19 protein-coding genes are annotated in these 21629 nt (G+C 70.7%); 6 read left to right on the forward strand and 13 right to left on the reverse strand.

The window, feature by feature from the left end; genetic code table 11:
• Positions 1-39: 39 nt before the first annotated feature.
• Both OHO27_RS11905 and OHO27_RS11910 read right to left on the reverse strand, forming a co-directional pair.
• Positions 40-1623 (reverse strand): acyl-CoA carboxylase subunit beta, encoded by a 1584-nt coding sequence (locus OHO27_RS11905; protein ID WP_328423027.1) that lies wholly within the window; start codon positions 1621-1623, stop codon positions 40-42.
• 154 nt (positions 1624-1777) lie between these two features.
• On the reverse strand, positions 1778-4108 hold the full coding sequence (locus OHO27_RS11910) for a polysaccharide lyase 8 family protein (RefSeq protein WP_328423029.1): 2331 nt from the start codon (positions 4106-4108) through the stop codon (positions 1778-1780).
• 150 nt (positions 4109-4258) lie between these two features.
• Between OHO27_RS11910 and OHO27_RS11915 the strand changes: the two genes are divergently transcribed.
• Complete coding sequence (locus OHO27_RS11915) at positions 4259-4813, forward strand: YceI family protein (protein WP_328423031.1); 555 nt, start codon at positions 4259-4261, stop codon at positions 4811-4813.
• Positions 4814-4875: 62 nt separating this feature from the next.
• Here OHO27_RS11915 and OHO27_RS11920 read toward each other — a convergent pair whose 3' ends face one another.
• From OHO27_RS11920 to OHO27_RS11930, 3 genes are all read right to left on the reverse strand, one after another.
• Positions 4876-5445 carry a YdeI/OmpD-associated family protein gene (locus OHO27_RS11920; RefSeq protein WP_328423033.1) on the reverse strand — a complete coding sequence of 190 codons (570 nt, stop codon included), beginning with the start codon at positions 5443-5445 and terminating at the stop codon, positions 4876-4878.
• Positions 5446-5505: 60 nt separating this feature from the next.
• On the reverse strand, positions 5506-6189 hold the full coding sequence (locus OHO27_RS11925) for a DUF899 family protein (protein WP_328423035.1): 684 nt from the start codon (positions 6187-6189) through the stop codon (positions 5506-5508).
• A gap of 121 nt (positions 6190-6310) precedes the next feature.
• Complete coding sequence (locus OHO27_RS11930; protein ID WP_328423037.1) at positions 6311-6904, reverse strand: TetR/AcrR family transcriptional regulator; 594 nt, start codon at positions 6902-6904, stop codon at positions 6311-6313.
• A gap of 76 nt (positions 6905-6980) precedes the next feature.
• Between OHO27_RS11930 and OHO27_RS11935 the strand changes: the two genes are divergently transcribed.
• The 3 genes from OHO27_RS11935 (at position 6981) to OHO27_RS11945 (ending at position 9439) form a co-directional block, all read left to right on the forward strand.
• Positions 6981-7979, forward strand: coding sequence for a DMT family transporter (locus OHO27_RS11935; RefSeq protein ID WP_328423039.1), 999 nt, complete (start codon positions 6981-6983; stop codon positions 7977-7979).
• 237 nt (positions 7980-8216) lie between these two features.
• Positions 8217-8450 carry a hypothetical protein gene (locus OHO27_RS11940; RefSeq protein ID WP_328423041.1) on the forward strand — a complete coding sequence of 78 codons (234 nt, stop codon included), beginning with the start codon at positions 8217-8219 and terminating at the stop codon, positions 8448-8450.
• 206 nt (positions 8451-8656) lie between these two features.
• A complete protein-coding gene (locus OHO27_RS11945) occupies positions 8657-9439 on the forward strand; it encodes a S1 family peptidase (protein ID WP_328423043.1) in 783 nt (260 codons plus the stop codon).
• 97 nt (positions 9440-9536) lie between these two features.
• Here the strand turns inward: OHO27_RS11945 and OHO27_RS11950 are convergent, their stop codons facing one another.
• Positions 9537-10553: a GlxA family transcriptional regulator gene (locus tag OHO27_RS11950; protein WP_328423045.1), complete on the reverse strand. Its 1017-nt coding sequence runs from the start codon at positions 10551-10553 to the stop codon at positions 9537-9539.
• A gap of 180 nt (positions 10554-10733) precedes the next feature.
• On the opposite strand from OHO27_RS11950, the gene OHO27_RS11955 reads away from it, so the two are divergent.
• The gene (locus OHO27_RS11955) at positions 10734-11312 is read left to right on the forward strand and encodes a cysteine hydrolase family protein (RefSeq protein ID WP_328423047.1); all 579 of its coding nucleotides are present in this window, start codon (positions 10734-10736) and stop codon (positions 11310-11312) included.
• A gap of 57 nt (positions 11313-11369) precedes the next feature.
• Here the strand turns inward: OHO27_RS11955 and OHO27_RS11960 are convergent, their stop codons facing one another.
• On the reverse strand, positions 11370-12716 hold the full coding sequence (locus tag OHO27_RS11960; RefSeq protein ID WP_328423049.1) for a hypothetical protein: 1347 nt from the start codon (positions 12714-12716) through the stop codon (positions 11370-11372).
• A gap of 382 nt (positions 12717-13098) precedes the next feature.
• On the opposite strand from OHO27_RS11960, the gene OHO27_RS11965 reads away from it, so the two are divergent.
• On the forward strand, positions 13099-14964 hold the full coding sequence (locus tag OHO27_RS11965) for a lectin (RefSeq protein ID WP_328423051.1): 1866 nt from the start codon (positions 13099-13101) through the stop codon (positions 14962-14964).
• Positions 14965-14968: 4 nt separating this feature from the next.
• Here the strand turns inward: OHO27_RS11965 and OHO27_RS11970 are convergent, their stop codons facing one another.
• The 6 genes from OHO27_RS11970 to OHO27_RS11995 all read right to left on the reverse strand — a co-directional run bounded on the left by OHO27_RS11970 (position 14969) and on the right by OHO27_RS11995 (position 21624).
• Positions 14969-15397, reverse strand: a complete 429-nt coding sequence (locus OHO27_RS11970; protein ID WP_328423053.1) for a VOC family protein — start codon at positions 15395-15397, stop codon at positions 14969-14971.
• A 55-nt stretch (positions 15398-15452) separates the two neighbouring features.
• Positions 15453-17057 carry a citramalate synthase gene (gene cimA, locus OHO27_RS11975; protein ID WP_328423055.1) on the reverse strand — a complete coding sequence of 535 codons (1605 nt, stop codon included), beginning with the start codon at positions 17055-17057 and terminating at the stop codon, positions 15453-15455.
• 307 nt (positions 17058-17364) lie between these two features.
• Positions 17365-18624, reverse strand: a complete 1260-nt coding sequence (locus tag OHO27_RS11980) for a TolB family protein (protein WP_328423057.1) — start codon at positions 18622-18624, stop codon at positions 17365-17367.
• A 26-nt stretch (positions 18625-18650) separates the two neighbouring features.
• On the reverse strand, positions 18651-20390 hold the full coding sequence (locus OHO27_RS11985; RefSeq protein ID WP_328423059.1) for a hypothetical protein: 1740 nt from the start codon (positions 20388-20390) through the stop codon (positions 18651-18653).
• A gap of 140 nt (positions 20391-20530) precedes the next feature.
• A complete protein-coding gene (locus OHO27_RS11990) occupies positions 20531-21076 on the reverse strand; it encodes a TetR/AcrR family transcriptional regulator (RefSeq protein WP_328430407.1) in 546 nt (181 codons plus the stop codon).
• 56 nt (positions 21077-21132) lie between these two features.
• Entirely contained in the window at positions 21133-21624 is a 492-nt protein-coding gene (locus OHO27_RS11995; protein WP_328423061.1) for a hypothetical protein, read from the reverse strand.
• Positions 21625-21629 lie beyond the last annotated feature (5 nt).

Genomic DNA, 21629 nt, shown 5'->3' on the forward strand with positions numbered 1-21629 from the left:
AGTCTCCGTGAGAGAGGTTTCCGCAGGGGTACCGGTGGGTTACTGCGGGGGGTTGCCGTGCTTGCGGGACGGCAGGTCGGCGTGCTTGGTGTGGAGCATCGCCAGGGACTTGACGAGCACCTCGCGGGTCTCCGCGGGGTCGATCACGTCGTCCACCAGGCCACGCTCGGCCGCGTAGTAGGGGTGCATGAGCTCGGACTTGTACTCCTTGACCATGCGGGCCCGCATGACCTCGGGGTCCTCGGCCTCGGCGATCTGGCGGCGGAAGATGACGTTGGCCGCACCCTCCGCGCCCATCACGGCGATCTCGTTCGTCGGCCAGGCATAGGTGAGGTCGGCACCGATGGACTGGCTGTCCATGACGATGTACGCGCCTCCGTACGCCTTGCGCAGGATCAGGGAGATCCGGGGGACGGTCGCGTTGCAGTAGGCGTAGAGCAGCTTCGCGCCGTGGCGGATGATTCCGCCGTGCTCCTGGTCGACACCCGGAAGGAACCCGGGAACGTCCAGGAAAGTGACGATCGGGATGTTAAAAGCGTCACACATCTGGACAAAGCGCGCAGCTTTTTCCGATGCCTCGATGTCCAGCACACCGGCGAGGGACTGCGGCTGGTTGGCCACGATGCCGACCACCTGGCCGTCGAGGCGGGCCAGCGCGCAGATGATGTTCCGCGCCCAGCGCTCGTGGACCTCCAGGTAGTCGCCGTCGTCGACGATCTCCTCGATGACCTTGGCCATGTCGTACGGCCGGTTGCCGTCGGCCGGGACCAGGTCGAGGAGCATGTCGCTGCGGCGGTCCGGCGCGTCCGTGGACTCCGCCCGCGGCGGGTTCTCACGGTTGTTCTGGGGCAGCAGCGAGAGCAGGTAGCGCACCTCGGCGATGCACGTCTCCTCGTCGTCGTACGCGAAGTGGCACACGCCGGAGGTCTCGGCGTGCACGTCCGCGCCGCCGAGGCCGTTCTGGGTGATCTCCTCGCCCGTCACCGCCTTGACCACGTCCGGGCCGGTGATGAACATCTGGGACGTCTCGCGGACCATGAACACGAAGTCCGTCAGGGCGGGCGAGTAGGCCGCGCCACCCGCGCACGGGCCGAGCATCACGCTGATCTGCGGGATGACGCCGGACGCCTTGGTGTTGCGCTGGAAGATGCCGCCGTAGCCGGCGAGCGCCGAGACGCCCTCCTGGATACGGGCACCCGCGCCGTCGTTCAGCGAGACCAGCGGAGCGCCCGCCGCGATGGCCATGTCCATGATCTTGTGGATCTTGGTGGCGTGGGCCTCGCCCAGCGCGCCGCCGAAGATGCGGAAGTCATGGGCGTAGACGAAGACCGTGCGGCCCTCCACCGTGCCCCAGCCGGTGATGACACCGTCGGTGTACGGCTTCTTGGACTCCAGGCCGAAGCCCTGGGCCCGGTGCCGGCGCAGTTGCTCGACCTCCCGGAAGGAATCCGGGTCCAGGAGCAGCTCGATGCGCTCCCGGGCGGTCAGCTTGCCCTTGGCGTGCTGCGCCGTGGTCGCCTTCTCGCTCGGGCCGGCCAGCGCCTGCGCACGGATCTCGTGCAGCTCGGCGGTCCGCCCGCGGGCGTCGATCGGCTCACCCGGTGCCTCATCCAAAACGGTCATGTAGCGACCTTACGAAGGACACCGAGGAAAGCGAGCCGTTGACTCCGTACAGTCTCCGGAGCCATTTCCTGGTACCACTGAACAGAACCCTCGCGGCATGCAGCCCTTCTGACTGCTCAGAGGGCGTGCGGGTTGTTGGGGTCGCACAAAGCCGTCAGGCGAGAGCCACCTCACATCGATGGGTCGCGCATACCATCCCCGGAGTGACGCGGACCCTCAGCCGGCGTCCCGTCGAGAGGATCTCGACCGAGTCGTCCGTACGCAGGACCCGGCGTACGGGGTGGTCCCAGGTGATCTCCAGCGGCTCGCCCGAGCGCGGCGGCTCACTCACGCAGAGCGTAGCGGTACGGCCCCGGCGGCGGAGCAGCACGCTCGCGCCGGCGGTGGCGGTGAGCGGGCCCACCGTACCCGGCTGCCAGAAGTTGGCGGCGGTGAGGCCCAGGGAGCGGACGTGGACGGCCTGGCACGCGCCGTCGTTGGCGAGGACCGACAGCCAGCGGGCGCCCTGGGCGGCCCGGGCCGCCACCTGGTGCCGGCCGGCACCGGGCATGAGGACGTAGACGTAGGTCGCGTCCGTCGGGTCCGTTCCGTGGTCGAGCCAGAGGGTCTGCCAGCGGCGGGTGCGGCGCTCCGCCGTGCTGGTGGTGTTGATGTCGGCCCAGGCGCCGGTGCGGTCCTCGCGCAGCGTGCGCAGTTCGCCGTACGGCACCACCCAGCCGCCGTGGCCCTCCAGATGGGCCCAGCCGGGGCCGCGTACGAAGGCCTGGGTGCCGCCCTCGCCCAGGTTGCGGTTGTCGACGACGGTCTCGACGGGGACCGCGTCGGCGCAGGTGATGCCGGCTCCGAGGCAGATCACGGCGTCCGCGGCGCAGAACCACGACTTGCGGGCCTCAAGGGTCGAGCCGAGGCCCTTCAGGTGCTGCCCGATCGCCGCGTACTCGCCGTCCGTCGCGCCGCCGACCCACCGCACGTCGGGCCTGGGCTCGCCCCACTCGCCGCCGGCCTTGTCGGGAAGGCGCTTGCTGGAGACGGTCGTACCGGGGAGGCGGTACCAGTCGACGGTCGGCCAGTACCAGTCCGTGTACTGATCACCGCGGCCCGGCGCCCACCAGGAGAGCATCCCCGCGCCGGTGTGCCAGCCGCGCGGGTTCTCGCCGTTGCCGCACTCGTAGTGGGCGATGCGGTCACTGGCCATGGCGATGTTCGCGACGAAGCCGGGGCGGCGGTGGACGGCCCGGTCCATGGCGGCGAAGAGGTGATGGCCGACCGGGTCGGGGGCTGCAGCGGCCGGCGACTCGGCGACGTTGTGCAGCCGGGCGAGGTCGGCCACCCCGAACTGACGGGCAGTCAAGATCGGCGTGACCGTGTCCCGTTCGATCCAGCCCTTGACGCGGCCGGACCAGCGCTCCCGCTCCGCAGCGCTCGCACCGCCCGCCAGCAGGGCGATGGCGGCGATGATGCCCTGACCGTGAAAGTGGTCGCTGCGCATCACGTGCCGGTCGTCGCTCTTGAGGTAACCCCGGCTGATGGCACGGCCGTTGACGCTGTCCATCATCAACCCGTCGTGGACGAGCGGGGCGTAGGCCCGCTCGACGCTGTCGAGGACGATCTGCCTGTTCGGGTCGGTCACCTGCCACTCGGATCCGGCGAGCAGGGCGAAGAGGCGGCCGAGGCCGTCGAGGAGGACCTGGCCGTAGGTGCCGGAGTAGGCGACCCAGGTGTGCTGGACGAACGAGCCGTCGGCGTAGAGGCCGTCGCCCTTCGTGACGTACGGGAAGACCGGGGAGAGCGCGTCACGGGCGAGCGCGATCTTCGCCGGGGCCCGGCCGAGGATGCCGCGCAGGGCGACGCTGCGGCACAGGTCGACGCGGTTGGCGCCGGTGGAGGTGCCGGAGTAGTCGGTGAGCATCGCGTCCGGGATGAAGTGGTCGACGGCCGCACAGGCGGCACCGATCCGGGCCTGGCCGAGGTGGTCGTACAGGGCAGCCGTGATGTCCGTCAGCAGGCGCGGGCTGCCGATCTGCCATTCCCACCAGTTGCCGTAGCGGGTGGTGGAGGGGTTGTAGACGGTGGTGGAGAGGTGGTCGAGGCCGCGCAGGACGTCGGCGAGGAGGGCGGGGTCGGCGGTGGAGCCGGTGCCCTGCTGGACGTAGGCCTGGGTCATCGTCCACAGGCGGCTGTAGCTCTGGGTGATGCCGGCGGGCGGGTCGTAGGGGTGACCGGGCCACAGGGAGGTGGGGGTGGGGGCCATGGTGGCCCGGAAGCCGCGGGCGAGGGTGCCGGTTTCGGCCAGCCGCGCGGCGTACGGCTCCGCCGCGGGGTCGTAGCCCGTGCCGAGGGCGATGTCGAGCCAGCGGAGGCGGAGGGTGTCGTAGGCGTCGGCCGAGTCGGTGCGGGCGGCGGGAGCGGCGGTGGCCAGGAGCGCCGCCGCGAGCAGGACGGCTCGGCGGGTGGGTCTGGTGAGCCCGGTGCGCTGAGTGGTCATGTCATGGGCATCTACCACCTCAGAGTAATCACGCCAACACCTTGGGGATGATGTTGAATCTCGAACGGAATAGGTCTACGGTCGGTCGCGTTATGTAGTTCAAGATTCAACATTTGGCTGCAAGGCCCACTCATTCCTAAGGAGCACGTCATGGCGAACCCCGACCTGACCACCCTGACCGGCGAGTACACGATCGACACGGCCCACTCCACCATCGGCTTCACCGTCCGGCACGCCATGGTCACCAACGTCAAGGGCAAGTTCCTCGACTTCAGCGGCTCGCTGCAGCTCGACGGCGCCGACCCGGCCGCGTCCAAGGCGTCGATCGACGTCAAGATGGACAGCATCGACACCGGGTCCGCGGACCGCGACGGGCACCTCAAGAGCGCGGACTTCTTCAAGATCGAGGAGTTCCCCACGATGACCTTCCGCTCCACCAAGGCGGAGTCCCTCGGCGGCGACGACTACCGCATCACCGGTGACCTGGAGATCCTCGGCACCACCAAACCGATCACCATCGACCTGGAGTTCAACGGCGCCGCGAAGGACCCGTTCGGCAACGAGCGCGTCGGCTTCGAGGGCAAGGCGGAGATCCTGCGCTCGGAGTGGGGTCTCACGTGGAACGCGGCGCTGGAGACGGGTGGCGTGCTGGTCTCCGACAAGATCAAGCTGAACTTCGACATCTCGGCGATCAAGAACGCGTGAGCCTTCTCTGAGGCCACGCGACACTACGCGACGCGATGCGACAGCGCCGGTGAGCCCGTCACTCACCGGCGCTGTGTCAACTGCCTGAGGATCGCGGCGACTTCAGCGGTCCGGCTCTGCGGGGTCCGAGCGCGCAGGAGGCCGAGCATGAGCTGGTAGCGGTCGGTCCTGCCCAGCCGCTCGAAGGCCGCCCCGGCGCGAGGGTTCTCCGCCAGGGCCGCGGCCAGCTCGCCCGGGACCTCGGCGTTGCGCTGCGACTCGTACGCCGCCTCCCACCGCCCGTCCGCCTTCGCGGCGTCCACTTCGGCGAGGCCCGAGGGGCGCATCCTCCCCTCTTCAGTCAGTTCCGCCACCCGCCGGACGTTGACCATCGACCAGAGACTGCCGCGCCGGCGCGGGGTGATCCGCTGTGCGAAGTACGACGCGTCGAGTCCCTTGCGCTGCCCCGTGATCCATCCGTGGCACAGGGCCACGTCGTTGACCTCGGCGGCGGTGACGGAAGGGATGCCGGAGTCCTTCTTGGCGACCTTGACCCAGAGGCCGGGGTGCGGGGCGGGGTGTTCCGCGAGCCAGGTGCCGAGGGCGTCGGCGGTGGCGAAGGCACGGGGTTCCGGGTCGCGGTGCGGGCTCATGACGTCAACGTAGGGGCGAAGTAGGTCAGGAAGTGTCCTCCACCGGCCCCGATCCCGGGGTCAGTAGGCAACGCTCGGGTACCAGTCGCCGCGTCCCTGCGGCAACAGGTCGAGGAGGTTCCAGACGGGGGCCAGCAGGTCGATGCCCCGCTCGTCGATGTCGTCGGACATGCGGGGGTGCACGGAGTAGAAGTGGCGGAGCGTGCCGTCGCCGTCGCGGGTGAACACGGAGACGGTGGAGTCCTGTGCGCCGTCCTTGTCCTCGCTGCCCGTGTCGTACTTGAACGTGCTGTCGCCGCAGCTCAGCAGCCGCAGCCGGTGCCAGCCACGGTCGCGGGCGTGCTGCCGAAGGACGGGCGGGTCGGCGGCCGCCGCAATGACGAAGTCGGCATTGCGCGTGACGTGGTGGCCGATGTTGCTGAAGCCGTCGATCCACATGGTGCACATCGGGCAGGGGTCGGTATCCGCCTTGCCATACATGAACTGGTACATGAGCAGCGGCCGTTCGGGGGCCGTGAACAGCTCGCTCAGCCTGACCTCGCGGACGGGTTCGTCGCCGGCGTCGAGGGCGGCGGGGCCCTCCAGGAAGACGTAGTCGTCGAGGGGCGGCCCCGGCGGGAGCGCGCGGCGGCGGGCGGCGACCTCCTCGCCCTGACGCATCAACTCGATCTCGGCGAGGCGCAGTTCCTCGCGGGCGGCGAGGTACTCGGCGGATTCTCCTGGCAGTCGGGTGTGCCGGAACATCGCGTCCTCCCGGGTCGGTTCCCGTTCCCCCGTGCCGCCTTCAGTCTAGGCCGGGGGTCTTGATCGCTCACCTTCGCAGCGGGCCCAGGCGCGCGATGGGGGCATTGCCGCCCTCTGGTAGCTACAGGAGGGCTGCCGCCTGGTCGCGGGCGTGCGCGATCGGGTCCGGGAACGTGTTCAGACCGTGGGCGACGAGCGCTCCCTCGTGGAGCAGCATCAGGGTCCGGCCCATGCGGTCCGCGTCGTCCGGGGCGATGTCCCGGACGAGACGGGTGAACAGGTCGAGCATCCACTCCTTCTGCCCGGCGATGACCGGGTAGGCCGGGTGGACGGGGTCGCTGATCTCGGCGTGCGCGTTGACCATGCTGCATCCCTTGGAGCCGTACTCCGCCGACCACGCGCGTGAGGCGTCGAAAACCGCCAGGACGCGCGCCCGCGGGGTGGCGTGCGCCGTGTCGAGGTGGTCGTCGAGGTACTGCGCGAGGAAGGCCCGCCAGCGCTCGTCGCGGCCGGCCAGGTACTCCACGACGATCCGCTCCTTGGAGCCGAAGCGGTCGTAGAGGGTCTTCTTGGTCACCCCCGCCTCCGCGGCGATGAGATCCACGCCCACGGCGTGGATGCCGCGCTCGTAGAACAGCCGCTCGGCGGCTTCCAGGATGCGTCGTGCGGCACGCGTCATCGTGACGCGCTGCGGCTGCTGCTCTGCGGTGCCCATGGCATCCGAGTATACCGATCTGTATACTCGCTGGCGCAAGGTAGGTATACCGATCTGTCTACTGGATGTGGTTGGCGTGAACGCCCTGCTGTCCATCGCCTTCGTCCTCAGCTGGAGCTCCGGGTTCATCGGGGCCAAACTCGGCGCCGGGAGCGCGTCCGCGGTGACGATCCTGATGTGGCGGTTCCTGCCGCTCGCCGTGATCCTGGTCGTCGTGGCCGCGGTGCTGGGGCGCGCGTCGTGGCGGGGTCTCACCCGGCGGGACATCACGCGTCAGGCCGTGATCGGCACGCTGTCGCAGAGCGGCTATCTGCTCACCGTCTACTACGCCATCCAGCTCGGCGTCTCCAGTGGCACCACGGCTCTGATCGACGGCGTCCAGCCCCTGGTCGCCGGTGCGCTGGCCGGGCCGCTGCTGCGGCAGTACGTCTCACGCCGGCAGTGGCTCGGACTGTGCCTGGGGGTGAGCGGCGTCGTCATCGTCACCATGGCCGACGCGACGGCGGCGACCGGCGTTGCCGCGTGGGCCTATCTCATCCCGTTCCTCGGCATGCTCTCGCTGGTGGCGGCCACGTTCCTCGAAAGCCGCTCCCGTACGCCCGTTCCGCCCGCGGTGGCGCTCACCGTCCACTGCGCCACCAGCGCCGTACTGTTCACGGCGTTCGCCGTCGGCACCGGAGCGGCCGTGCCGCCCGCCGAGGCCGGCTTCTGGGCCGCGATCGGCTGGCTCGTGGTGCTGTCCACGTTCGGTGGGTACGGGCTGTACTGGATGATCCTGCGGCGCTCCGGAGTCACCAAGGTCAACACCCTCATGTTCCTCATGGCGCCGGTCACTGCGGTGTGGGGAGCGTTCATGTTCGGCGAGCACTTCGGTGCGCAGACCGCGATCGGCCTGGTCGTCGGACTCGCCGCCGTCGTCATCGTGCATCGCGGGGGCGGCACATCCCGTGCGCGTACCGTCCGGCCGCGCCCGAAAACCGGTGACTCCCCTCAGCAGGTCCCGCATAGCCTGCCCGCGTGTCCAGCCCCGAAGCCGCCAGACTCCGGCCACCGGCTCTCCGGTGACCGCTCGTGATGCCCCTCTGATCAGCGCTCACGTCCGCTTCCGGGCTCACTCCGCCGCCGGACGGCCGTTCGACGTGCCGTTTCGTCTTCACCTTCGACTTCGGGTTCCCTGTTGGGGTTTCTGGTGACCAACACGCCCCGCCCCCCTCGCCCATGGGTCGCCGTCTCCTCGTACGAGATCGAGAAGCCGCTCCTGCACCCCCTGGCCGCCCTGCGCGCCTGACTGCGGGAGCGCGGCGTCGACTGGATGCCGTTCGCGGCGGGTGAGGTCCGCTGGGATCGCGTGTGCGCGCCGGGGGCCGACGGGCACTGGCGGGCGTGGATCACGGTCCATGTCGCCGGCGATGCCCTGTGGCGGCTCGGATTGCATCCGGGTCAGCCGACGTCCGTCGTCAACGGGCCGCCCCCGCCCGGCTGGTGGCACGCCGCCGGGGAGCGGTACGCGCGCGACGAGGGCTCGGACGGGAGGCGCGGGGACTGAGCGGGCGTTGCCGGAACGGGCCGGGGCCCTGAACCCGGCATGGCCGGAATTGGCCCCTTGTGGGGGCGGTCACAGGATTCCCATAATCCAGCAAAGGAATTGACCGGCGCATGTCAGCAGAGCGTTCTCCCCTTGCTTGGCATGCCTCCGACATTTCCGTGCTCTCTCCACGTTCGCATGTCCAACCCCCCACGGAAGGCATCACGTTGAAGAAGCTCCTCACCGCCCTCAAGAGATGCGCGGTCCTCGGCGCCGCCGCTCTCGCGATCGTCAGCCTTCAGCCCGTCTCGGCCGCGCAGGCCGCAGACTCGCGCGTCGTCGGCGGAACCCGTGCCTCACAGGGCGAGTTCCCGTTCATGGTCCGGCTCTCCATGGGCTGTGGCGGCGCGCTCTACACCCAGCAGATCGTGCTCACCGCCGCGCACTGTGTGGGCGCGACCGGCCCCAACACCAGCATCACCGCCACCGCCGGCGTCGTGGACCTGCAGTCCACCAGCGGCCGCGTCCAGGTCCGCTCCACGTACGTGTACCGCGCCCCCGGCTACAACGGCGACGGCAAGGACTGGGCGCTCATCAAGCTCGCCCAGCCGATCAACCTGCCGACGCTGAAGATCGCCACGACCACGCAGTACAACACCGGCACCTTCACCGTGGCCGGCTGTGGCGCGGCCCGTGAGGGCGGTGCCCAGCAGCGCTACATGCTCAAGGCCAACGTGCCGTTCGTCAGCGACGCCCAGTGCCGCTCCTACAGCGGCTACAGCGGCCTCATCGCGAGCGAGGAGATCTGCGCCGGCTTCCCGTCCGGTGGCGTCGACACCTGCCAGGGCGACTCCGGCGGCCCGATGTTCCGCCGCGACGCGAGCAACGCCTGGATCCAGGTCGGCATCGTCAGCTGGGGCATAGGCTGCGCCCGCCCGAACGCCCCCGGCGTCTACACCGAGGTCTCCACCTTCGCGTCGGCGATCGCCTCCGCGGCGTCGTCCCTGTGACCTCCCCGCACGTCTGAGCTTGCAGCACCACGGGCCCGGTGTCTTCGGACGCCGGGCCCGTGCCGTGCCGCGCCACGCCGCGCCGCCCATGCCTCGCTCACCCCGTTTCGGCCGTCACCCGGACCGGAGCGGCCCGGAACCTCGCCCGGTACTCGCTCGGCGTCGTGGCGTGCCGGCGGCGGAAGGCCCGGATGAGGGTGTCGACCGTGCCGAACCCGCAGACCGTGGCGACCCGCTCCAGCGTGGCGTCGGTGCTCTCCAGCAGGTTGCCGGCCAACTCGACCCGCGCCGACTCGATGTAGGCGTGCGGCGTCATGCCGAGTTCGGACTTGAAGATGCGGGTCAGCTGGCGGTCACTGACATGCGCGTACGCGGCCAGGTCCGGCACGGTGAGGCGCTGGTCGATGTTGTTCAGGATGTGATGCCGGAGGTCCTCGATGCGCCTGGTCGTGGACACCGGCTCCAACGGCACGCTGAACTGCGACTGCCCGCCGGGCCGCTTCAGGTACATCACGAGTTGGCGGGCGACGCGCAGCGCGACCTGCTCGCCGAAGTCCTCCGCGACCAGGGCCAGGGACAGGTCCAGACAGGCGCTGATCCCCGCGCCGGTCCAGATCTCGCCCTCCTCACGGATGAAGATCGGATCCGGTTCGACCCGCACCGCCGGATGGTCGGCGGCGAGCCGCTGCGCGGTCGACCAGTGCGTGGTGGCGCGCTTGCCGTCGAGGAGCCCCGCGGCGGCGAGGATGTGCGCGCCGACGCACACCGAGGCCACCCGTCGGGTACGGCCGGCCAGCGCCTTCACCCAGGCCACCGTGGAGGGGTCGGTGACGGGGTGGATGCGGCTCTCGCCGTCCACCTCGACGGAACCGGGGACCAGGAGCGTGTCGATGGCCCGTTCGGCGACTTCGTGAAAGGTGGCATCGGGCAGGATCCGCACGCCCGCCGCCGTCGTCACCGGCGCGGTCGTCTCGGCGGCCAGGACGACCTCGTAGCCGACGCCGTCGGTGGTTTCGTGCCGGACGAGGGAGAACACCTCCGGCGGGCCGGTGACATCGAGGAGGTCGACGCCCTCGAACAGCACGATCACGATCAACCGGTTCACGGCCCCCACCCTGTACCCCCCTGCCTCGCGCGCGGACGCGGGTGTCGGTTTCTGCGAACAGCGCGTCATTGCCGACAGCCCGGTGCGGGCCATAGCGTCGCATACGCGTTCAACAGGCTGTTGAGCAGCGGTTCACCTCGTTCGACGAGCCCTCGGAACCCCAAGTCCCCCAACCCCTGGAGAAGTCCTGTGGCCAGCAAGACGCTGCGCGAACTCGGCGGTGCCGACGACGCCCCTGCGGCCCTCGCGTCCTCGACGCTGATCCTCGTCGACTACCAGAACACCTACACCCGCGGCGCGATGGAACTCGCCGGCTGGAAGCCGGCCCTCGAAGCGGCGTCGGATCTGCTGACCCGGGCCCGCGAGGCAGGAGCCGAGGTCATCCACGTCCAGCACGACGACGGCGAGGGGTCGCTGTACGACATCCGCACGGAGAACGGCCGCATACACCCCGATGTCGCGCCCATCGAGGGCGAGTCCGTGGTCGTCAAGCAGGCCCCGGACTCCTTCCACGGGACCGACCTCGGCAAGCTCGTGGACGAGGCGGGGAACGAGACCGTGATCGTCGCCGGGTTCATGACCCACATGTGCGTCGCGTACACGACGGCGTCCGCGGCCCTGCGCGGCAACAAGCCGACCGTGCCCGCGGACGCCTGCGCCACCCGGTCGATCGTGGATGTGTCCGCCGACGAGCTGCACCGCAGCGCGCTGGCGGCCATAGCCGACGCGTACGGCGTCGTCGTCGCGTCCGGGAGGGAGCTGGCCTGACACGGTGCCGACCGGGCTCGTGTCCGCCCCCTTGACCGCGGCGGAACACGAGGTTCCTCAGAACCCGCCGCCGTCGAACCCTCCTCCACCGCCGAAGTCCCCACCGCCGAATCCGCTGCCGAAGTCCCCGCTGTCGAAGTCCGCGCCGGAGACGTCGCCGCCCTCGTAGCCGCCACCGCCGTAACCGTCGCCCCCTCCGTAGTCGGCGGCGTAGGCGGGCGTGGCCATCATGCTGCCGAGCAGGGTGCCGATGAGGAGGCCCGGGAGGATGCCGCCGCCGAAGTAGCCGCCCGCCCAGGGGCCGTAGGCCGGGCCGGCATCCCAGTACGGACGGCGGCCGTACTCGGTGTCCACCTCGCGGATCACGGGGTCGCGGCCCTCGGAGAGGCGGGTTCGGTCGGCCGCGCAGACCGGGACCTCGCGGGCGGTGCCGCCGGGCGGGGTCCAGGTCTCGTCGGCCACCGCCGGGCCGTGCCGCGGGTCGAAGAAGCAGGGCGGCCGACGTTCGGGCAGGGGCTGGTGTGCCCGGCGGGCGGCCAGCTGGGTGAGGGAGAAGCGGCCGTCCGCCAGGGCCTGGGTGACTGCTTTGACGTCCTCCGGTTTGCGGGCCGAGTCCATCAGCCGTTTCGCCTTTTCGTAGGCGTCCAGGGCGCTCTCGTAGTCCGCGCGCATCGCGTCGTCGGCGCCGGCTTCGCCCGGGTGGAAGTCCAGGCGGTCCAGCTCCTCGCCGAAGGCGGTGATGTCCTCGTCGACCACGACCCGCAGCTTGTCCAGCGCCGCCCGCTGCTCCGCCTCGCGGCGCTGCCGCTTGCGCCTGACCAGCGTGTACGCGCCCGCGCCGCCCGCCGCCAGCACCGCGCCGACGGCGATCAGAGTGCCGGCGTCCACGCCGTCGCCGCCCCCGCCGTCGCTCCAACTGGCCGGTGCCGTGCCGTTCACGTTGCGCAGGGCCGAGTCGACGAAGTCGTTCAGCTGGGCCTTGGGGTCGCCGGCGGTCTGCACCGAGGAGACCAGGTTGTCCACAGCCTGGCGGGACATCACCGAGGAGTCGGCCGCCGCGTCGAAGCGATCACCGACGTGGACGCCGTACAGGCCCGTCACACCGGTTTCCGTGCGGAGGTTCAGCAGCAGGTTCCTGGTCGGTTGGTCGGCCGGCAGGACGGCGATGAAGACCGGCTTGTCGGCGTCCTTGATCTTGTCGGCGAGCGCTTCCGCGTCGGCCGACGACAGCTGGTCCGAGGCTGCGGGATCCACGTAGACGGGATCATCGCGCAGCGCCTCGGCAACCCGGGAGACATCCGTGGCCGCATGTGCGCCGGGCGGGCCGGCCACAAGCACCGCCGCGGTTGCGGCGACCGGCACGATCAGCAAGCGCATGAGTCCCCGGAAGAGCGGAGTCCTCATACTCTCGACGCTACCTGATGGGACGGGCAAAGGCGCCGGTCCAGGTGGCTGGATTCCCACCGGGACCGGCACCCCACGGCCGCCGCCGCGTTCCGTACGGCGGCTCAGGCCGCGCGGTACGCCGCGTTCCGCCTCTCCACCGCCTCGGTGATCCCCGCGCCGACGGGGTCCACGTATGACTTACCTCACGCCTTGAGTTAACTGCCGGCGCCGAATGTCGTCAAGACTTCACGTCAGAGCCGGTGCGCACTCAACTCCCTTCCGGAGAAGTGCCGCTGTCCCTTCACCTCATGAACGCGCGACCCCTTGACGCGCATACGAAGCCGTCATTTACTCACGCCTCGCACGCCCCCATCCCCCACCGCCAGAAGGGCGGCGCACCATGAGGAGATCCACTCGGACGCTCGGGCTGCTTCTCGCCGGGCTCCTCACCACGGCCGGCTTCTCGGCTGCCACACCCGCGCAGGCGGCCGGCGAGCAGGTCACCGCCTGGCTCACCACGACGGACGACACCGGCGGACGCCATGTGACCCGCGGGCTCCAGCCGCAGACTCCGTTCGCCTTCCAGGCCGGGTCCGGCGGCAGCGGCGAGAACATCACCGTCGACGAGAACACCCGCTACCAGTCCTTCACCGGCGGCGGCGCGTCCTTCACGGACACCGCGGCCTGGCTGATGGACGGCAGCGGCGCGCTGTCGCAGGCCACCAAGGACGACACGATGCGCAAGCTGTTCTCCCCGACGGAGGGCATCGGGCTGTCGTTCCTGCGCAATCCCATGGGCGGCTCGGACCTCGCCCGCTTCGGCTACACCTACGACGACATGCCGGCCGGGCAGACCGACCCGGACCTCTCCGAGTTCTCGATCGCCCACGATCTCCAGGACGTCGTGCCGCTGACGAAGCAGGCACGTCAGCTCAACCCCGGGCTCACCGTGATGGCCTCGCCGTGGACGGCGCCCGCCTGGATGAAGGACAACGGGCAGCTCAACGGGGGCTGGCTGAAGGCGGAGCACTACGGGGCGTACGCCTCGTACTTCGTGAAGTACGTGCAGGCCTACCAGGCCCAGGGCATCCCGATCTCGTACGTCACCGCCCAGAACGAGCCGACCTGCTGCTCGGGCTATCCGTCGATGAGCTGGAACGCGAGCGGGCTCGCGTACTTCACGAAGAACGAGCTGCTGCCGAAGCTCCAGAACGCCGGGCTGTCGACGAAGGTCCTGGCCCACGACTGGAACTGGGACACCTACGACGCCTACGCCGCGCAGACGGTCGACGACGCGGCGGTCCGCAACCACCCGAACTTCGGCGGGATCGCCTGGCACGGCTACGGCGGTGACGTGGCCGAGCAGACGCAGGTGCACGACCAGTATCCGCAGCTGGACGCGTTCGGCACCGAGCACTCGGGTGGCACCTGGATCGCCAACCAGCAGCGCGAGGACATGATGAACATCATCGACTACACCCGGAACTGGGCGAAGTCGGTGACCAAGTGGTCGCTCGCGCTGGACCAGAACCGGGGTCCGCACAACGGCGGCTGCGGGACCTGCGACGGTCTGATCACCGTCCACAACGGGGACGCCCGGCACGGGCAGGTCGACTACACCGTCGAGTACTACACGATGGGCCATCTGACGAAGTTCGTGAAGCCGGGCGCCCAGCGCATCGCGTCCACGGCGTCGTCGTCGGTGCCGAACGTGGCGTGGCGCAACCCGGACGGGTCGAAGGCGCTGATCGCGTACAACGATGCGTCGAGCGCGAAGACCGTCACGATCAACTGGGGTTCGCAGCACGCCACTTACTCGCTGCCCGGCAAGACGTCGGCGACGTTCACCTGGGCGGGCACCCAGACCGAGGGTCCGTCCCAGTCCGGGGCGCTGGTGGGCCTTGCCGGCAAGTGCCTTGACGTGGCGGGCGGTTCGTCGGCCGACGGCACGGCGGTGCAGCTCTACGACTGCAACGGCTCGACCGCACAGCGGTGGACCGTGCAGGCCGACGGTTCGGTGCGGGCGCTGGGCAAGTGCCTGGACGTCACGTCCGGCTCGACGGCGGACGGGGCGCAGGTGCAGCTGTACGGCTGCAACGGGTCGGGTGCGCAGCAGTGGTCGTACATCGCGTCGTCGGGCGACGTGGTCAACCGCGCCGCGAGCAAGTGCCTCGACGTGACCGGCAACTCCTCGGCGAACGGGGCCCGTGCGCAGATCTGGAGTTGCACGGGCGCCGCCAACCAGAAGTGGCGTCTGCAGGCGTAGCGGCTCAGACGTAGGGCTGACCGATCCCCAGCAGGTTGCCCTCACTGTCGTGGAACCAGGCGGCGCGCTCCCCGCGGAAGCCCTTGCTGGGGTAGTGCCCCTCGATGTCGGCGATGCCGTTCGTCGTGCACAGGCCCGGCACGTCGACCTCCTCGAACTCGACGCCGCGCCGCCTGAGTTCCGCCACGGCCGTGTCCACGTCCTCGATCTGCCAGCCCATCTGGGTGAAGGTGCCGGGGGACGCTCCCGTCGACTGGAACAGGGCGAACTCCGTGCCGCCGCACCGGTACAGCAGCCCGCCCGGCCGCTCGTCGACGGGCTCCAGACCCAGCTTTTCGGAATAGAAGCGCCGCGCCCGCTCCAGGTCCTGCGCGGGCAGCCGGGTCGCGACCTGCCCCCGGGTGAACAGGTTCCCTACGTCGTCCGTGTCCATGGCCCCACTGTGCCGTGGACGACGGCCCGGGGGCGGGCGGTGAGGTCCGTTCGGCCTACTCGGCCGGCGTCACCCCGGCCCGCAGCAGGCCGTAGGTGTAGGCGTCCTCCAGGGCCTGCCACGAGGCGGCGATGACGTTCTCGGCGACGCCGACCGTGGACCACTCCCCCGCCCCGTCGGACGTGGAGATCAGGACGCGGGTCGTGGACTGGGTGCCGTGCACGCCCTCCAGGATGCGGACCTTGTAGTCGACGAGGTCCAGCTTGGCGAGCTGGGGGTAGATCTTCTCCAGCGCGACCCGGAGCGCCCGGTCGAGGGCGTTGACCGGGCCGTTGCCCTCCGCCGTGGCGACGATGCGCTCGCCCTTGGCGAAGAGCTTGACCGTGGCCTCGTTGGCGTGGCTGCCGTCGGGGCGGTCCTCGACGATCGCGCGCCAGGACTCGACCTGGAAGTACTTGAGCGGCTTGCCCTCGACCTCGGTGCGGAGCAGGAGTTCGAAGCTGGCGTCGGCGGCCTCGTACGTGTAGCCCTTGAGCTCGCGCTCCTTCACCCGCTCGACCACCCGGCCGACCAGCTCCCGGTCGCCGCCGAGGTCGATGCCGAGTTCCTTGCCCTTGAGCTCGATCGAGGCGCGGCCCGCCATGTCGGAGACCAGCATCCGCATGGTGTTGCCGACCTGCTCGGGGTCGATGTGCTGGTACAGGTCCGGGTCGACCTTGATCGCGGAGGCGTGCAGGCCGGCCTTGTGCGCGAAGGCGGAGACGCCGACGTACGGCTGGTGGGTGGAGGGGGTGAGGTTGACGACCTCGGCGATGGCGTGCGAGATGCGGGTCATCTCGCGGAGGTGGCCGTCGGGGAGGACCTTCTTGCCGTACTTCAGCTCCAGGGCCGCCACCACCGGGAACAGGTTGGCGTTGCCGACCCGCTCGCCGTAGCCGTTGGCCGTGCACTGGACGTGGGTGGCGCCCGCGTCGACGGCCGCGAGGGTGTTGGCGACCGCGCAGCCGGTGTCGTCCTGGGTGTGGATGCCGAGCCGGGCGCCGGTGTCGGCGAGGACCGTCGAGACGACCGCCTGGATCTGGGCGGGGAGCATGCCGCCGTTGGTGTCGCAGAGGATCACGACGTCCGCGCCGGCCTCCGAGGCCGTTCGGACGACGGCTTTCGCGTACTCGGGGTTGGCGCGGTAGCCGTCGAAGAAGTGCTCGCAGTCGACGAAGACGCGGCGGCCCTGCTCGCGCAGGTACGACACCGTGTCGCCGACCATCGCGAGGTTCTCGTCCAGCGTGGTGCGCAGCGCGAGCTCGACGTGCCGGTCGTGGGACTTCGCGACCAGGGTGATCACCGGGGCGCCGGACTCCAGCAGCGCCCTGACCTGCGGGTCCTCGGACGCCTTGCCGCCCGCGCGGCGGGTGGAGCCGAAGGCGACCAACTGGGCGTGCCGGAAGGCGATCTCCTGCTGGGCGCGCGCGAAGAACTCGGTGTCGCGGGGGTTGGCGCCGGGCCAGCCGCCCTCGATGAAGCCCACGCCGAAGTCGTCCAGGTGGCGGGCGATGGCCAGCTTGTCGGCGACGGTGAGGTTGATGCCCTCCCGCTGGGCGCCGTCGCGCAGGGTGGTGTCGAAGACGTGGAACGAGTCGTCGAGCTCGCTGGTTACCGACATGGTCGTAAGGCTCCTGTATTGGATCTCGGTCTACCGGAATGACCGGCTCCACCGCCCCCACCTATGGTCCCTCACGCTCTCCGCCCGGCTGCGGGTGGGCCGGGAAACAGAAAAACCTCTCGCGGGTGCGAGAGGTCTGCGCGCGGGTCGAGGACGACGGTGTCCACCCGTACCTGGTCGTACGTGGTGGTCACTGCGGACCGGCGCGCCTGCTGCCAATAATCATGGCGAACGAGAGCACGGGGGCAGTCTGGCACAAGTCACCCCCGTGCTCACCGTCCGTCTCAGGATGCGAGCACTGCGCTGATCACCGCAGGTGGCGGACGTATACGTGGGTGGTGTCGGCGGTGTCGTCCGGCACGAGGTCGGCGCCCCGGCTGCTGAAGGCGACCGTGCGGCCGTGCCGGTCGATCACCGGGTAGTCCGCGTAGTCGGCGCTCGGGCCGCCCTGTGCCGCGGCGCTGACGAGCTCCGTGCGTCCGGTGCGCAGGTCGCGCACGTACACCTGACGTGCGGCGTTCGGGTCGGCCGGGGCGGCGGAGCCGAACGCGAGGTACCTGCTGTCGGCGCTGAGCCGGGCAAAGCCGGTGTGGGCGGCCGGGTCGCCGGCGTCGATGCGGCGCAGGTCCCCCGTCTTCAGATCACGGACGAAGACGTTGTGCGTGCCGTTGGTGTCACCCGGCGTCAGCTTCGAGTCCAGCGAGTTGAACACCATGTACCGGCCGTCGGCGCTGACCTGCGGGTACTCGCTGTGCCCGTCGGACACCGTGCCGTCCGGCGCCTTGTCGACCTGGGTCAGTTCGCCGCTGCGCACGTCACGGACGTAGGCGTCGCTCCAGTCGCCGCGGGTGGGATACGGCACGAAGAACCGGTAGCCGACCTTGTTGCCGTCCGCGCTGATGGTCGGCTGGGTGGCGGCCGACTTCCAGGCGCCTTCGCCGGGGACCTGGCTGATGCGGACCCGCTCGCCGGTGACGCGGTCGACGCGGTACACCCGGTTCGACCGGTCACCCTCCGGCCCCGCGTCGCTGGTGTGCAGGGCGACGAAGGCGACGTAGCGGCCGTCGGCGCTGAGGGCGGGCATGCTGCCGGCGCTGTAGCCCGTGTCGACGGCGTCGTCGATCCGCTGGAGGGCGCCGGTCCGCAGGTCCTTGACGAAGATGTGGTTGTCGGCGGTGTTGTAGGTGGGGTTGGAGGTGAACGCCAGGTACCGGCCGTCGGCGCTCAGCGAGACGTCCAGGACGTTGGCGTCCCCGGGGCTGCCGTCCGCCGCGGTGCTCGCCAGGCGGGTGACGCCGGTCCGCAGGTCGCGCACGAACGCGTCGGCGACGCCGTTGGAGTCGCCCGCGACGAGGTTGTCGGCGTCGGAGACGAAGGCCAGATAGCGGCCGTCGACGCTCAGGCTCTGCCCGTCGGAGGCACGGTTGCCGTCCGTGCCGTCCGGGGCCACGCTCGCCTTCTCGGTGTACGGCGCCCGTGGCGCGGCGCTCGTCGGCGTCCCCGACAGCGTCGCCGTCGCGGCGGCCAGGGCGATCGCGAGCGCGACAACTCGCTTGGTGCTGTGCATGGTTGTTCCCCCGTTGATGGTTGTTGTCATTGAACTGTCCGCAGGAAGACGTCCGACCCCCCGTTGGTGTCCCCCTCCACCAGATCGGGTGACGCCGACTCGAACGCGACGACCGTGCCGTCGGCGTTGGCGGAGGGGTGCCGGGCCGGGAGGTCGTTGCGGCCGCCCCAGCGATCGACGCTGACCGACTGCCGTTTCCCGGTGGCGAGTTCGAGCAGGTACACGACGCCTTGCGAGGTGTACGCGAGGTGCGTACCGCTTCCGGAGAGCGAGGGCTCGGTGCCCCTGACCCGGCTGGTCGTGCCCGCGTCGAGGTCACGGACGTGGATCTCATCGCCCTGCTGGAAGGCGACCCGGCGGCCGTCCTCGCTCAGGGAGGGAGCGTAGGCACCGCCGGCTCCGGCCTGCTCCAGGACGCCGGTGTCCAGGTCGCGGACGTGGACGCCGCCGCCCTGCTCGAAGGCGATGTACCGGCCGTCGTAGCTGATGGACGGGTTGCCCGCCGCCTTGCCCGTGGGCGCGCTGACGACGTCGGTGGTGCCGCCGTTGAAGCGGAAGACGTTGTCGTCCGACGTGAAAGCGACGACCTTGTCCGCCCCCATCACCGGGTCGTACGACGCCCAGGGCCGCTGCTGTCCGTCCCCCGTCATGCTGATCCGCTCGGTGACGGACGGCATCGGGGCCGGGTTCTGCCGGAGGTCGCCCGAGAAGACGAACACGTCCGACTCCGCGTTGGTGTCCCCCGGCACCAGGTGGGACGCCGTCGAACTGAACGCCACAGCACGCCCCTTGTCGGCCAGCGCGCCCTCCATGACCTGGGCGCTGGGCGGGAGGGCGGCGCCGGGCAGACCGGTCCGCAGATCGCGCACACGGGTGCCGTCCGTGTCTGAGACGACGGCGTAACGGCCGTCCGCCGTGGCGGAGGACGTCGTCCCTTCGGCCACCCGGCGCGAGGTACCCGTGCGGAGGTCGTGGACGTAGAGGCCACCCTCCGCTTCGAGGAGGACGCGACGGCCGTCCGCCGTGATGCGGACCAGGAACGCGGCGCCGAGGCCCGTGTCGACCTGGGCCCGCTCGCCCGTGGCCCGGTCCTTGACGAAGACGTCGGCCGGGTCCTCCTCGGAGTCACTGCGGACGGAGTAGGCGACCCGCTCGCCGTCGCCGCTCACCGAGGCGCCGGGCTTGTCGCCCTCCTCAGCCGGTGAGATCAGCTCGTCGGTGCCGGTGGCCGTGTCGCGGACGTACAGCAGCCGGAAGTTCTGATCGCCGTTGCGGTTGCCGATGGTGTACGCGACGTGCCTGCCGTCCGGGCTGATGGACCGCACGCGCCCCAACTCGTTGGAGCCGGGCGGGTTCTCGGGCCACAGCTGCTCCGCGCGGCCGGTGGCGCGGTCGTACAGGTAGGGCGCGAGGAACCGGGTGCCCGCCGAGAAGGCGATACGGCTCCCGTCGGCGCTCGGCATCGGTGAGCCGTAGGTGTAGCCGCTGCCGAGGCCGATCCCGGTGACCCCGCCGCCGGTCAGGTCCTTCACGAGCAGGCACGGGGTGAAGCGCGCGCAGCCGAAGCCCGGCGCGGTGGACACGAACGCGGCATGACGGCCGTCGGCGCTGAGCGCGGCGTCGTTCGAGGGGCCGTCGGCCTGGGTGCCGTCGGCGGCCGTGCTGACGCGTTCGACGCGCGGTGGGTGTGGCGCCGCGCCGGCGCTCGGGGCCGCCGTCCCGGCGAGCGCGAGCAGCAGCGCCGTACCTAACGAGGCTCTGGACACACGTGCGGCTCCGGACATGTTCCCCCCTGTGGTCCCCGCCGACGCTCCATCGCCCGGCCCCGCCGGGAGTTCGCAACGAGGCAAACGCATCACCGACCACAGGGTCAATCGGTCTTATTGCGTACAACCCGGGCGGGAGGTCAGGCGTCCGCGAGGAGGCCCTCGTCCAGGAACTCCCGTACGTGGCCGAGAATCGTCTCCCGGTCCGTGCCGCGCAGCCCGATGGCCACATGGATGGAGAAGCCGTCCAGCAGGGCCCGCAGGCGGGCGGCGAACCGGTCCGGGTCGACCGCTCGGAACTCGCCCCTCGACACCCCTTCCGCCAGCAGCGCCACCAGGTCCCGGTGCCAGGCGCCCTCGATCGCGGCCTGGCGGTCGCGGGCGTCGTCGTCGGCGTTCTGCGAGCGGTTCCAGACCTCCAGCCACAGCGTCCAGTGGGGGTCGCGGTGGCCGTCGGGGACGTAGAGGTCGACGTACGCGTCCAGGCGTTCGCGGGCGGAGGCGGTCCGGGTGAGCAGCCGCCCGCGCTCGGCGCCGAGCCGGCCCTCGCTCCACTCCAGGGTCCGCAGCAGCAGCTCGTCCTTGGAGTGGAAGTAGTAGAGGAGATGGCCGCTGCTCATGCCGACCTCACGCCCGAGGGCGGCCATGGTGAGCTCCTCCAGGCCGCGTTCGGCGATCATCTCCATGGCGGCGGCGCGGACGTCCTCGCGGGGTGGGGCGGGGGTACGGCGACGGGCGGGGGTCACGCGACGGCCTCCACGCGGACGGCGTCCGGGACGAGCCGGGTCTCGTAGCCGCTTCCGCAGTCGGCGGCGACGATCGCCACCTCTGCCCCGCAGCCGCAGACGTGGTTGACCCCGGCCTGGCCATCCGGCCCGCAGCAGCCGATGAGGCGGTACGGGTCGGGGTGCGGGGCGATGTCCACGACGTCGTCCGGGTGCAGGACGTAGGTGCCGCACGGCCCGGCGGAGACCAGGAAGCCGCGCGCGTCGGACTTCCACATGCCGCCGGGCACGACACCGTCGTACTCCTCGTCGGGACCGACCGGCTCGAACGGCGCCCCGAACGGCAGCGGGTCGACGACGAACGTCCCGCGCGGCACGCTGGGCGGGCCGTGCCGCCGGCCGTCCGGGCCCGGGAGCCCGTCCCAGCCGGGATACGCGGGCATCTCGTCGAGCTGCCGGACCGGCTCGGTCAGCCGGGTTCCGCAGGTGGCGCAGAGCAGTACGTTCACCCGTA

Origin of the sequence: Streptomyces sp. NBC_00443, assembly GCF_036014175.1 — a bacterium.
Taxonomy (GTDB): domain Bacteria; phylum Actinomycetota; class Actinomycetes; order Streptomycetales; family Streptomycetaceae; genus Streptomyces.